11 protein-coding genes are annotated in these 13,282 nt (G+C 61.2%); 6 read left to right on the forward strand and 5 right to left on the reverse strand.

The annotated features are described in order from the left end of the window. The first annotated feature begins 39 nt into the window (after nt 1-39). From OP10G_RS02145 to OP10G_RS02155, 3 genes are read left to right on the forward strand one after another with little or no spacing between them, the layout of a single operon-like run. Nucleotides 40-510 (forward strand): hypothetical protein, encoded by a 471-nt coding sequence (locus OP10G_RS02145; protein ID WP_144240952.1) that lies wholly within the window; start codon nt 40-42, stop codon nt 508-510. 37 nt (nt 511-547) lie between these two features. Further along, the gene (locus OP10G_RS02150; protein WP_025227531.1) at nt 548-1,543 is read left to right on the forward strand and encodes a zinc-dependent alcohol dehydrogenase; all 996 of its coding nucleotides are present in this window, start codon (nt 548-550) and stop codon (nt 1,541-1,543) included. Continuing rightward, a complete protein-coding gene (locus tag OP10G_RS02155; protein WP_038472371.1) occupies nt 1,540-2,304 on the forward strand; it encodes a hydroxypyruvate isomerase family protein in 765 nt (254 codons plus the stop codon). Before OP10G_RS02150 ends, OP10G_RS02155 begins: the two co-directional genes overlap by 4 nt. A 66-nt stretch (nt 2,305-2,370) precedes the next feature. Here the strand turns inward: OP10G_RS02155 and OP10G_RS02160 are convergent, their stop codons facing one another. Next, nucleotides 2,371-4,425 (reverse strand): Ig-like domain-containing protein, encoded by a 2,055-nt coding sequence (locus tag OP10G_RS02160; RefSeq protein WP_084178774.1) that lies wholly within the window; start codon nt 4,423-4,425, stop codon nt 2,371-2,373. A gap of 185 nt (nt 4,426-4,610) precedes the next feature. On the opposite strand from OP10G_RS02160, the gene OP10G_RS02165 reads away from it, so the two are divergent. Beyond that, complete coding sequence (locus tag OP10G_RS02165; protein ID WP_025227528.1) at nt 4,611-4,967, forward strand: VOC family protein; 357 nt, start codon at nt 4,611-4,613, stop codon at nt 4,965-4,967. 92 nt (nt 4,968-5,059) lie between these two features. Here the strand turns inward: OP10G_RS02165 and OP10G_RS02170 are convergent, their stop codons facing one another. Together OP10G_RS02170 and OP10G_RS25570 are read right to left on the reverse strand one after the other, a co-directional pair. Continuing rightward, entirely contained in the window at nt 5,060-5,368 is a 309-nt protein-coding gene (locus tag OP10G_RS02170; RefSeq protein WP_025227527.1) for a hypothetical protein, read from the reverse strand. Continuing rightward, nucleotides 5,365-6,054: a type II secretion system protein gene (locus tag OP10G_RS25570; protein ID WP_084179721.1), complete on the reverse strand. Its 690-nt coding sequence runs from the start codon at nt 6,052-6,054 to the stop codon at nt 5,365-5,367. Before OP10G_RS25570 ends, OP10G_RS02170 begins: the two co-directional genes overlap by 4 nt. Before the next feature lie 379 nt (nt 6,055-6,433). Here OP10G_RS25570 and OP10G_RS02180 point away from each other — a divergent pair, with 379 nt between their 5' ends. Further along, nucleotides 6,434-7,120, forward strand: a complete 687-nt coding sequence (locus OP10G_RS02180) for a response regulator transcription factor (RefSeq protein WP_025227525.1) — start codon at nt 6,434-6,436, stop codon at nt 7,118-7,120. After that, nucleotides 7,117-8,646 (forward strand): sensor histidine kinase, encoded by a 1,530-nt coding sequence (locus tag OP10G_RS23815; protein WP_025227524.1) that lies wholly within the window; start codon nt 7,117-7,119, stop codon nt 8,644-8,646. The genes OP10G_RS02180 and OP10G_RS23815 overlap by 4 nt, the downstream gene beginning before the upstream one ends. A gap of 75 nt (nt 8,647-8,721) precedes the next feature. On the opposite strand, the gene OP10G_RS02190 is transcribed toward OP10G_RS23815, so the two are convergent. Both OP10G_RS02190 and OP10G_RS23820 read right to left on the reverse strand, forming a co-directional pair. After that, nucleotides 8,722-10,245 (reverse strand): DUF1501 domain-containing protein, encoded by a 1,524-nt coding sequence (locus OP10G_RS02190; RefSeq protein ID WP_025227523.1) that lies wholly within the window; start codon nt 10,243-10,245, stop codon nt 8,722-8,724. A 99-nt stretch (nt 10,246-10,344) separates the two neighbouring features. Then, nucleotides 10,345-13,263, reverse strand: coding sequence for a DUF1553 domain-containing protein (locus OP10G_RS23820; protein WP_052547471.1), 2,919 nt, complete (start codon nt 13,261-13,263; stop codon nt 10,345-10,347). Nucleotides 13,264-13,282: the final 19 nt, after the last annotated feature.

The raw sequence follows: 13,282 nt of genomic DNA on the forward strand, positions 1-13,282 counted from the left end.
CGCCGACGACCGTCGCCGGCCCCCGTATAGAATCGCAGTGTGGTAGCAAGTGCCGAGTCGTGGGAGGGTTTACGAGCTCTATGGATCGGCATCAAGCGCGTGCTGGCCATGTTTCTCATGGGCATCTTTGGAGCCGTCGTCGGCGGCTTCACTATGGCCGTCGCGACCTTTTACTGCTACGGAATCGGCATGTTTCTGGGGTTCCCGGTGGGGCTCGTGGGAGGCGTGGCGATGGGGTACCGGATGGCTCCGCGAGACACCGCGATCGTGTTCGTTGGCGCTGCCGCCGCGATTCCCCCTGTCTTGTGGATGGGAAAGGGCCAGGAATGGGATTCGTTGTCCACCACTTTCTTGGCTCTTACTTCCTATTCGATCGCCGGATTGATCTTGCTGGTGGGAGTAAAGAAGTTCTTCGACGCCCGTTCACGTTCGTGGCTTGCCAAGTTGCTCTCGATCACCTTCGCGGCGGCGACCTTCGGCTGGTTCCTCTGGCGGATCTACCGTCAATAGAAGTTAACGCATTAACTCAGCGGGTAACGTCTCGCCTATGGCGAAGAGGCTTGTGTGTCACTCCCCGGGCGAGATCGGGTGGGCCGAGGTTGCCGACCGCGACCCGCAAGCTGGCGAGGTGCGGGTGCGGCCAAGTTACGGCGTGGAGAAACACGGCACGATGGCGGCCTTCGTCAAAGGATACGCCAACGATCGTGGGCGATGGGACAGCGAGGCGCGGGTGCACCGAGCGGATGGGGTGTTGTGGAACTATCCGGTGCCGCTGGGCAACATGCAGTTCGGTCACACCGAAGTGGGAGAGGCGGTCGCCTGGTGGGGGCCGTTCCAGGACATCGCGGTTATCGGCGAATCTTCTTTGCGCCCGTTAGGCAACGTCGCCTGGCGGAACGCTGCGATGCAAGATCCGGGCGAATTTGCCTTGGGAGCGCTACGGGACGGGCATCTGCGGATCGGAGACTCCGTAGCCGTCTTCGGGCTCGGAGCAATCGGCTTGGCAGCCGTCCAACTTGCTCAGGCGGCCGGCGCATCCAAGATCTTCGCACTCGACCCGATACCCAGCCGCCGCGAAGTGGCCAAACGTTACGGGGCGGTTACGATCGATCCGGCAAGCGGAGACGCCGGGATGGCGTTGCGAGAGATGACCGATATGGACGGCGTCGACGTCGTCATCGACTTCTCGGGCGCGTGGCGCGCGCTGCAAGCCGGATTTCGGGGTGTTGGGTACGGCGGCATCATCGCTTACGGCGCTTTCCCGGCCCCGTTTCCCGCGGGACTCGATCTTGGCGGAGAAGCCCATATGAACCGGCCGAAGATCGTTTTCTCCCGAGCCTGCTCGGATCCGAACCCGGACCATCCTCGGTGGAGCGAAGCTCGGATCCGCGAGGAAGTTTGGGCGTTGATTCAGCGCGGCCTCCTTCGAGGCGACGGAATCGTCGACGAACCGGTACCCTTCGCCGACTTGCCCCGAATCTATCCTGAGATTGCCGCCCGTCCCGAAGCCCACCTCAAACTTTCCGTGGAATACCCCCGATGAAACAATCGTTCTGCTATCCCTGCTTCCGCCAACCCGACCAGTCGCTGGCCGAGCTCTTCCGTGAAGCCGCCTCGATTGGCTACGCGGCGACGGAGCTTTGGAGTCCAGACGAGGGGCTGGAGGAGTTCGTCGACACCGCCAGGTCGGCGGGTCTGGCGGTCGCGTCCTTCACGGGACACGATTCCATCGACCACGGCCTCAACGATCCGGAGCATTGGGAGAGGATCGAGGACGAACTGGTGCGTTCGATCGACCGGGCGGCCGCGCTCAAGATTCCGGGGATCATCTGCTTTTCCGGCACGCGCCGTCCCGGTCTCTCGGATGCCTATGGGCTCGCGCTCTTCATCAAAGGGGCCCGCCGCGTCGTTCGCCACGCCGAGGAGCGAGGTGTGAACCTCAACCTCGAGGTCTTGAATTCGCGTGTCGACCATCCGCACTACATGGCGGACACGGTGGATTGGGCGATCGCGGCCTGCGAGGCGGTGGCTTCACCCCGGATGCGACTGCTGTTCGACGTCTACCACGTTCAAATCATGGAGGGTGACCTGATCCGCGCCTTGCGCCGCGCAGCGCCGTACCTCGGCCACGTCCACACCGCCGGCAACCCCGGCCGGCACGAGATGGACGACGATCAGGAGATCAACTACCGAGCCATCGGCCGAGAGCTCGACCGGCTCGGTTACGATGGCTACGTGGGGCACGAACTGTTCGCCAAAGGCGACCGAATGGCCGCTTTGCGATCGTCGTTCGAAGCCATGTAGCATCGGCTCCCAGCGATGAACGGAGTGGTCCGTTCATCGGCTGGGAGCCGATGCTACTTTGGGTCGCTAGCCCTTGTGGATACCACGGGTTACCGTGTTGGCGGCGAGGGTGACGGCGCCGATCTTGGTGAGCAGGGTGCCGTCGAGGACGGCGCCGGTGTTCACGGTGATCGAGGCTTCGGCGAGGATGATCCCTTTGAAGATCGAGTTCACGCCGAGGGTGGCGGATGTGCCAACCGACCAGTAGATGTTCGACGCCTTGGCTCCGCCGGCCAGGACGACCTGGGTGCCGGGCGAGGTCGTGAGGGTCGAACCCATCTGGAAGATGAAGACCGCGTTCGGATCGCCCTGGGCGTCCAGGGTGACCGCACCGGCCGAGAGCATCGTCGAGGTGGCGTTCTTATAGAGCCCCGGGGTGAAGGTCAGTCCGGAAAGATCTCCGGGGAGTGCCGCGCCGCCGAGTCGGCCGGCAGCGTCGAGTTGTCCGACCAAGAGGTCCGTCTTGGCTTGCGCCGCGGCGGCGTCGCCCTTGTGCATCGCACCGTTAACCTTTCCAGGCGGGAATCCGGTGACCGCGGTTCCCGGGCTTACGCCGAGGTCTCCGTTGATGATCGTCGGACCGGCGTTCGTCACCGTCGAGCCGGCGAGAACCGCATAGGTTGTGGCCGCACCCAGGTTAATTTGGGTTTGGGAGCGTTGAATACCGGTCGTGAACGTCCACGTCTTCTCAAGAGCGAGTCCGTTGCCGGCCGAATCCTTGGCTCCCGTTTCGATACGGGCAGTGTAGGTGGTGTTCGGAGCGAGGTCGCCCGTCGGATTGAACGAGGCGATGTGATTCGCCGTGTCGTAGGTTACCGATCCAAGGACGCCATCCACTTTGAAGGTGGCAGTGTTCAGGGTTGTCGCCTGCATCGCTTCACTGAACGTCGCATTGATGGTCTGGTTCAGGAAGACGTTGGTGGCGAGATTCGCCGGCTTGGTCGAAACAACCGTCGGCGGGGTCGTATCGCCCGTTGCGGCGGTCTTAAACGACCAAGACACACCGGCAACCATCGCGTTACCCGCGGAGTCTTTAACTCCCCCGGTCACGGTCGCGGTGTACACGGTATTGGAGAGAAGCGAACTGGTCGGATCTAGGACGGCAACTTTGTTCGCATAGGCGAGGGTCGCAGGCACGAATGTTCCGTTCGGCCTCTTGAGGAAGAACGTTTGCGGACTGACCGACGAGGGATCCATATTCTCGCTAAACGTCGCCGAGACCTTTTTATTGATGGAAACTCCGGTTGCGGAAGCAACTGGGTCCGTCGAGATCAACCGCGGCGCCGTGGTGTCCGGGTTCGTTCCGGTCGTAAACGTCCAAACCTTTTGGACGACTAAGTGGTTATCCGAGAGGTCGCTCACTCCTGTCGTCACGGTAGCAGTGAAAACCGTGGACGGGGCGAGGGTGGTCGTCGGCTTAAACAACGCGACGTTGTTTAATAAGGAGACCGTTCCGGCTACCGGGCCGGCTGGCGACTGAAGCTTGAAGGTGGAGGTCGTGATGGAACTGGCGGCCATCGTCTCGCTGAAGACCACTGAGATTTGCTTGTTGACCGCGACGCCGGTGGCGGCATCCGCAGGGTCGGTCGAGCTGACCGTCGGCGGGGTGGTATCGCCCACGCTACCGGTTGTGAAGCTCCAAGTGTAGTTGGAGGCAAGGGGAACGCCGCTCTTATCCTTCGCTCCCGTGGTCACGGTCGCCGTGATATGGGTATTCGCGGGCATCGAGCTCAGGAGTTGTAGCGTCGCCGTGTTGTCAACGTACGAAACCGTTGCCGCAAGGGGGCCTGCGGGCGATGAAACTTTGAACGTCGTTTCGTTGATCGAGGAAGGCGTCATCGGCTCGCTAAATGTCGCCGTGACTCGCCGTGAGGTCGGCGCCGAGGGATCTCCGTTGGAGGGAGAAGTGGAGGAAATCGTGGGCGCGCCAAGGTTTTCGCCGGTGCTCCCTCCCGTTGGGCTGCCCGTCGTTATGCCGCTGCCGGCCGTACCGCCGTGGCCTCCGCCGCCGCCACAAGCGCCCACTAGAAGTGCGGCCGCTAGGAGAGTGGCAATACCGCCACTTATTGTTCGAATATTCATTTGTGCTCCCAGACCCGCAAGGGCCCTGGTTCTTCCCTTCGACACCTCAGCTTTGCTGAAGCGGTTCTCTCAATTGCAATGTTATGCATGTGCAGAAACTTGCTAGAGAAGGTAGGAACTGTAGGAGTCCCGGAACCGCCCTAATGTTCCCTACGGCCCCGGGTCAATCAGGTCAGAATGTCCGCATGAACCTAAACCACCTCAACCTCACGGTCGACGACGCGCTTGAGACGGCGCAGTTCTTGGAGAAGTACTTCGACCTGAAACCCAGGGAGGGAATCAGGATGTCGAGCCGGTTTGCGATCTTGCACGACGATAACGGGATCGTCCTGACCCTGATCAAGGATTATGAGCCGGGGGAAGTGAAGTACCCGTCGAGCTTCCACATCGGTTTCATCCAAGAGAGCGAGGAACGGGTCAACGAGATTAACCAGCGTTTGAAGGACGACGGCTTCGACGTTCCGTCGCCCGATCGAATCCACGGAGCTTGGACGTTCTACTTCAAAGCGCCCGGCGGATTTACGATCGAAGTCTTAGGCTAGTGCCTTCCGGAGCCCCCTCCTCGTCGATGCATCGTGCGATGAGGAGGGGGTTGGGGGTGGAGAAATCCGGAGGCATCGGCGATGCGCAGACGCTACTTCTTGCCGCCGATTTCCATGTCGTCGGTTTGGAGCATGGCTCGGTTACCGGCGCCCTTGGGGCCGGCGCCCATCTCTACGGTGACCATCTTACGCTCGCCGGGCGAGATCGAGCCGTCGGGTAGTTTGTCCCCCTTGTGAAAGACCTTGGTGTGCTTGACCGCGCCGGGTGGGAGATGATCGAGGTCGCCAATTGGGCCCTTCATCACATGCTTTTGAATTTGATCGGGGGAGATGTCGAATTCGCTCTTCGGACGGCATCCGGCGGCGACGATGGTGAGAACGGCGAGGAGAAGGTACTTCATGGTTTTGTCGCGAGGTGAAGGTTGTGGGTAGCGTCGCCCCAGGTCTTGCCGAACGGCATCGCCGCGGCGTGGCTGTCGAGGAAAAGGTACACACCGAGGTTGCCGGTGTAGCGGATCGGATCGATTTGAGTGGCGACCGACACGGGGTCGATCTTGCCGGGCAGCCTAGACTCCTCGAAGGGATGCTCGATGAACTGCCACCAAACATAGGTGTCCACCGGGGGGCGGTCGGGATCCTTGATGTCCGTGCGATCAGTGAGATAGATCGCCTCGGACGGACGTGGAATCGAGGACATCGACCAGTCGTAGGCCAACTGCTCGTTGAATGCGAAGCTGGTGTAACCCTTATCGGCGAGCCGGTCTTCCGGGCTGTACCAGACGTGGGTGTCTTTTATGTAAGGACCATACAGCTCGCCGAAGCCGTGCCCGCCGCCGACCATGAAAACGATCATCCCGTACCCCGGCCAAGCCGGTTCGATCGGAAACCGGAAGGGGAGATGGTCGTCGTGATCGGCAAGATAGAGGGCGCTCGCCTTGCCGATCTGGCTGACGTTTTCCAGGGCGGAAGTGCGCTTGGACGCCCCTTTGGCCGCGGCGAATACCGGAAATAGAATCGCGGCGAGAGTGGCAATGATCGCGATGACGACCAACAATTCGATGAGAGTGAAAGCCTTCTTACGCTTCATAAGCAGCGCAAACGGCAATATCGAGAGCCGCTGTTCCGCACCTCATTTTTTCCTCATGATCGGGGGAGGGCCGACGGTGTTGCGGTATTACGGTGTTGAGGTGTTAGGGCCGGATTTGTGTGGACTGTTTCGTGTGGCTTGTGGACTGATGGGACGGATGAGTCGAATGGGACAAACGAGACTCATGAGTCCCAGAAGTCCCATTCGCCCCATCAAACAAGGTAAAGCCTCACACTAAAAACACCGCAACACCGCAACACCGCAACACCGCAACACCGCAACACCGCAACACCGCAACACCGCAACACCGCAACACCGCAACACCGCAACACCGCAACATCGCAACACCGCAACGCCCAACGCCCAACGCCAAACGCCCATGCGCATCCTTCTCGTTGAAGACGATCTTGAGTTGGCGGCGACACTTAAGCAGGTGTTGAAGTCGTCCGGAGTCGCGGTCGATATCGCCCGCGACGGGCAGACCGGGCTCGAAGAGGCGTTGGCGAACGAGTACAGCTTGATCATCCTCGACCTAATGCTGCCAAACCTTAACGGCCTCAAGGTCTGCTCGGCGTTTCGTCAGAGCCGCGGCACCACGCCGATTCTCATGATCACCGCGCGCGATTCGGTTGACGATCGCATCCGGGGGTTGGAGATCGGCGCCGACGACTACCTTCCGAAACCGTTCGACGTCCGGGAATTCTTGGCGCGGGTTCGCGCGTTAATCCGCAGAGACCGCGTGCTCAAGACACGGCGGCTCCAAGTCGGAGACCTCAAGATCGACACTCGCCAACGAACCGCCACCGTAAGCGATACGCCAATCCTGCTCACGCGGGTGGAATACGGCATCCTCGAGACTCTTGCCAGCCAAGTTGGCCGGGTTGTGTTTCGGGAGACGCTGCTCGACCTGGTTTGGCAAGACCGGGAACCGGGCTCGAATAAATTGGACGTCGCCGTCCGATCGTTGCGGCGCAAGCTCGATTCGGCTGGCTGCAACGGGCTCATCCAAACCATTTACGGCTCCGGCTACATGATCACCGATGACCAGGAAGGGAACGCGAAATGAAAACCGTCCGCGCCCGTCTCACCGGATTTACGATCCTGGTGGTCGCCGGCATCCTCGTCCTCATGGGCGCTTTCGTACGCTTTCGGGTCGAACGAAACCTAATCGGTGAGATCGACCGGCAGCTCCGCTCGGATGCGGGCGCCGTCAGAACCACCCCCACGGATGGCAAGTTCGACTTGCCGCCTCCCCCCGAGACCCAAGTGCAAGGCAAAGCCGGTATTCCGGCGCCGGGTATCCCGTTCCTCGATGAGGGACCAAGAGGATTTGGGATACCACAAGCCGCCGGAGCCTTCTCGGCGCACCACGATGTCCCGTTCGGTCAGACGGTGATGGAGGTCCTCCGCTCCAACAAGAGCGAGGTTCGCCTAGAAGCCAATTGGTCTCCGCCTAGATTGATTCCTGTTTTCGATCGCGGGGAGGCAGAGCAAATCCACCCGATCGAGGACCCGATCGGTTACCAGCGTGCCAAGGCCGGAAGCGTGGTCTTCAACGAGTATCAAAAAGCAGGCGCGCCGATGCGGTCGTTGACCGCTCCGGTACGCCAAGGATCGGAGGTCGTCGCTTACGTTCAGGCGGTTCGGCCGTTAACGCCGGTCCGCCACCAACTCGCTGACTTGGACCGGGCACTGGCAACCTCGATTCCCGTTGCCATCCTCTTGGCTGCCATCGGGGGCGCCTTACTCGTGGGAAGCGCCATGAGGCCGCTTCGAAGGATGACCGAATCCGCAAAGCGGCTGGAAGAAGATCTTTCGAGCTCTCGGTTGCCAGTGGAAGGGGCAGATGAGTTCGCCGAACTTGCCTCGACGATCAACCTTGCATTCGACCGGACCTCGGCGGCCTTTGCCAGCCAATCCAGAGCGTTGGCCCAGCTGGAGAGGTTCACCGGCGATGCCGGTCACGAGCTGAGGACCCCGCTTGCGTCGATCAAAACCAACGCCTCCTACCTCTTGCACATGGCGGACCTGCCTCAGGAGAATCTTCCCCCGGTACGAATGATCGATCTCTCGGCGGATCGGATGTCGAAGCTCATCAGCGACTTGCTATTGCTCGCCCGACAGGACGGGGCAAAGGCGGTACTCAAGCCGACTGAGGTGAATGTAGATCACCTCGTCCGCTCCGTCGTGGAGAATTTGGCCACATCGGAGGAGATTGGCTTCCAGATCTTAGTCCCTTCGAATCTGACCGTCTGTGCCGATCTGGACGCTGTCGAGCGCGTTCTCGTGAACTTAACTTCGAACGCGGCCGCGTACGCGCGGACGGGGGTGACGATCGCCGCGGAAGCGTCCGCGGGCTACCTTATCGTCAAGGTCGACGACGACGGTGAAGGGATCGCCCCGGAACATATCGACCGGCTAGCAGAGCGGTTTTTCCGACCCGACGAGTCCCGCTCGCGGTTGCACGGCGGCGTCGGATTAGGACTCGCGATCGTGAAAAGCCTGACCGAATCGCATGGCGGCGGCCTCCAAATTTCGAGCGAAGTCGGCAAAGGAACATCGGTTTGCGCTCGATTCCGCCTTGGGGGATAAGGTCAGGAACGTGATCCAGGATTAACTCCCGCAAGGATTTCGCGGGGAAGCCTGATCATCGGCTTGGAGCCGATGCTACTTTATGAGGTCGTGAACCACGTTTCCGTGGACGTCGGTTAGGCGGAAGTCGCGGCCTTGGTAGCGGTAGGTCAGCTTGGTGTGGTCGATACCTAGCTGGTTTAGGATCGTGGCTTGCAGATCGTGGACGTGGACGGCGCCCGGGGTGAACTGGTCGACGGAGGGATCGAGGATGGCTCCGTCTTTATCCACGATGTTGTATCCGAAATCATCGGTCTGGCCGTATACCATTCCCGGCTTTACACCGCCACCGGCCATCCAAACCGTAAAGGCTCGCGGATGGTGGTCGCGGCCGTAATTCTCGTGCGAAAGCGGGCCTTGGGAGTAGACGGTTCGACCGAACTCTCCGCCCCAAACAACCAGGGTCTCGTCTAGCAATCCGGTGCGCTTGAGATCTTTAATCAGCGCCGCGCAAGCCTGATCGACGTCCTTAGTCTGGGACGGCAAATCGCCGGTGAGGTTGCTGTGCAGATCCCAGCCCCGGTGGAAGACCTGGATGAAGCGTACGCCTCTTTGCACCATTCGACGCGCCAGCAGGCAGTTCGCGGCGAACGTCCCGGGCTCGTGGGCTTCTTTGCCATAAAGGTCAAAGGTTTCCGCGGTTTCCTTACTCAGATCCATGAGGTCCGGAACACTTGCTTGGAGCCGGTAAGCCAGCTCGTACTGGGAAATGCGGGCGGCGATTTCGGGGTCGCCGAACGCCCCGAGCTCGTGGTGGTTCAGCGCCGCCACATCGTCGAGCATCGCTCGACGGGTTGAGCGGTCCATGCCGTCCGGGTCTTTCAGATACAAGACCGGATCCCCGGACGAGCGAAGGCTGACCCCCTGGTACTCGCCGGGCAAGAACCCGCTTCCCCACAGGCGCGGATAAACCGCCTGGTTCGGCTTGTTGCTTGAGACCTTGCTGTGGAGCACCACGTAGGTCGGGAGGTTCTCGTTCATGCTTCCGAGGCCGTAACTCACCCACGAACCCATGCTGGGTCTACCGGGAAGGGGACTGCCGGTTTGAAGGAACGTCGTCGCCGGATCATGGTTGATCGCCTCGGTCCACATCGACCGAACGACGCAAAGCTCGTTCACCACACTCGCGGTGTGCGGCAGGAGCTCGCTTACCCACACGCCGTCGGCTTGGTTGTCGTACTTCTTGAACTTGTAAGCGGATGGAGCAATCGGAAACCGCGTCTGCCCACTCGTCATCGTGGTGATCCTCTGGCCACGACGGATGTGGTCAGGGAGATCGGTATTGTATAAGTCGTTCAGCTTAGGCTTGTAATCCCATAAGTCGAGCTGGCTGGGTCCCCCGCTCATGAACAGGTAGATCACCCGCTTCGCCTTGGGGGCGAAGCTCGGCATTCCCGGGAGGCCGTGATGCCCCTGCTCGCCCATGGCAAGGCTGGCGAGGCTGCCCAAACCTCCAACCGTCAGCAACCGGCTAAGCGCGGCCGTACCGACCCCAAGCGTCGCCCGGCCAAACAACTGTCGGCGGGTCATCATCAATTCGGCTTCGCGGAGGGGGTCCATGGGGGAAGGTATTGGGGCGTTAGGCGTTAGTCGTTAGGCGTTTGGACATACGTTGACAATCGTTGACGTTGCCTCAGTCTGAGCGGTTATTTCTCATCCTCAATGTAGCGTCAAGAACTCATTCGTATTCATCAAGCTCGAACACACAAGCATCCAGGCCGCCTGTTCGGCGGGCGGCAAGGCGGGGTTTGGCGCGTCGCCAACCGTTAAGAGCTTCTTCGCCGCGGCGGCGTCCCGACTATACAGACGCCGATAACGGTTCAGGGCTCGCTCCAATAGACCTTCCTCCAATTTGTCTGGACTCCGACCCAACGTCAGATCGAATGCGGCTTTGAGCCGCCGCCGATCGTTCCCAGCCATTCGAAGGACGCGAGCCGCCATCGTGCGGCTCGCCTCCAAGAAAGCCGTTTCGTTCAACGTAGCAAGCGCTTGCAGCGGCGTGTTCGTGGTACTCCGGCGCACGGTGCACGAATCGCGGAGCGGCGCGTCCAGCGTCACCATGACCGGCGGCGGACTCGTACGCTTCCAGTACAGGTACATGCTGCGCCGGTAGATCGAACTTCCCTTGTCGCGTACGTAGACGTGGGTTTCGCTGGCCGGGTCGGATGCAGCTTCCCACAGGCCGTCCGGCTGATACGGCTTAAATCCGCGTCCGCCGGCGGGCTCTTGAAGCAGTCCGCCCGCGACCAGGGCCTTGTCTCGGATGACTTCCGCGTCGAGCCTAAATCGAGGTCCTCGCGAGATCAGTCGGTTCTCGGGATCCTTGCCAAGCTTCGCCGCTGTGATCTTTGAGCTTTGGCGGAACGCCGCCGAAGTCACGATCAAGCGGTTCAGCTTCTTGACGCTCCAGCCTTCCTTCACAAACTTGACCGCCAAGGCGTCGAGCAGCGGCTGGTTCAGCGGCCACTCACCCTGGCTCCCGAAATCCTCGACCGTCTTCACGATGGCGGTTCCAAAATGCTGCTGCCAAACCCGGTTTACGAAAACGCGTGCGACGAGCGGGTTGGATGGGGAGGTCAACCAGCGAGCCAGGCCGAGCCGGTCGTTTCGTCCCCCTTTCGGCAATTGCCCAAGCGCGGGAGGAAGGTGTCGCTCGACGGGATCTCCCTTCTGGTCGTATTGACCGCGCTTGAGAATAAATGTGGGCCGCGGCTTCGGCATCTCGCGGGCGATCAACGTCATCGGAATGGACGCCTCGAGGTCTGACCTCTGTTTACGAAGCTTTCGGTAGGCGATCGCGGACGGCGAATCCGGCCCGGCCTCGAGGAAGGCGGCGCGGAGCTCCGACTCGGTTTTGACGCCAGGTCCCTTTCGCCAGGCCAGCAAGGCGGCTTCCAACCGCTCTTGAGCGGCGTCGGCAAGGCGGATGTTCAAACCGTCGACCGAGATGCCGTTGACCACCTTGGCGATCAACTCGTTATCCCCGGCTCGGAAATCCGCGGTGACCACATCGGCGGCCGCATCGAGTCCCCGCCCGATCTTGTGCGAATGGATCAGTTTTCCGTTAAGCCACATTCGAATGCCATCGTCGCTGGACACCCTCAGCGTCACCTTTCGCGACTGGGGCAGGACGACGATCCCTCGGACGTAGACGGACGCATTATCCTTCCCAATCAGGTTCGGCGAGTCCTTTCCCGGAACGAAGTTGAGTGGCTTCCAAACCGGCATGGGCTGGCCGGGTTCGCCTGGATTCGCCTTGTCGAACGCTTCGTCGAAATTCGCCGAGGCGTAAACCGGACTGATTTGCCAGTCGCGCGTCGCCGGAATCGGTTGGCGATGCCCCTCGATCCAGCTCGCGGCGCTCGATAGGTCCACGTCGCGCTCGAGCTGCCGGAGCTTGGTCGACATCGAATCGAGCTCGGCTTCCTGAACCGGTGTCGATGCGCGAGTTACCGGCGGCGGCAAGGAGATATTGCCATCCAGCGGATCGTCTTGGGTGCTGTTGAAAAAGGCGTACAGCCCGTAATAATCCGCCTGGCGGATCGGGTCGTACTTGTGGTCGTGGCACTTGGCGCAGCCGATGGTCATGCCGAGGAATACGGTCGAGGTCGTGTCGACCCGATCGAACGTGTTTCGAGCGAGAAACTCTTCCGCGATCGCGCCCCCTTCGTTCGAGGTTAGGTTCATCCGCACGTAACCGGTGGCAACGAGCTGCTCCGTCGTCGGCTTGGGCAGCAGGTCGCCGGCCAACTGCCACTCGGTGAACTTGTCGAACGGAAGGTCGCGGTTGAAGGCCCGAACCACCCAGTCGCGGTACGGGAAAACCGACCGCTCGTTATCGAGCTGGAGTCCGTGCGTGTCGCCGTACCGGACGGCGTCCAGCCAGTAGCGCGCCTGATGCTCGCCATATTCCGGCTTAGCGAGCAACCGGTCGACCAGCCGCTCATACGCCCCCGGCTTTGTATCCCGGCGAAACGCCTCCATTTCCCTTGGAGTTGGCGGCAAGCCGGTCAGCGTCTGCGCCGCCCGCATCGCCAGCGTATCCTTATCAGCTTCCGGCTCCGGCTTCATCCCCGCTTGGTCGAGCTTTGCCAATACAAATTGGTCGACCAAGTTCCGGCACCACTTCGGATTGCTCACCGCCGGGATCGCCGGCATCTTGGGGGGCACGAACGACCAATGCTTTTCGTATCGGGCTCCCTGGGAAATCCAGGTGCGAAGGATCTCGATCTGTTGAGGCGTCAGCGGCTTCATGCCCGAATCGGAGGGCGGCATCCGCATTTCCGGGTCGGGGTTCGAAACCCGCTTGATCATCCGCGACCGCCCCGGGTCGCCGGGCACGATCGCCGCGCCTTGGCGCAGAACCTTGGTGGCTCCCTCGAACGAGTCGAAGCGCAGCCCCGCCGCCGCCGTCGCTACATCCGGCCCGTGGCACTTAAAGCAATGCTCGCTCAGGATCGGCTTGACATCCCGCCCGAAGTTGACCTTGTCCCCCGCCGCCTTGGGTGACTGGCCCCCGACCGAGGCGTAACCCAAGGCGGCCAAAGACAGAACCAAGAATGGCAGGGAGGGTTTCATCGAACGGAGTGGCACGGGC

The organism is Fimbriimonas ginsengisoli Gsoil 348 (assembly GCF_000724625.1).
Lineage (GTDB): Bacteria > Armatimonadota > Fimbriimonadia > Fimbriimonadales > Fimbriimonadaceae > Fimbriimonas > Fimbriimonas ginsengisoli.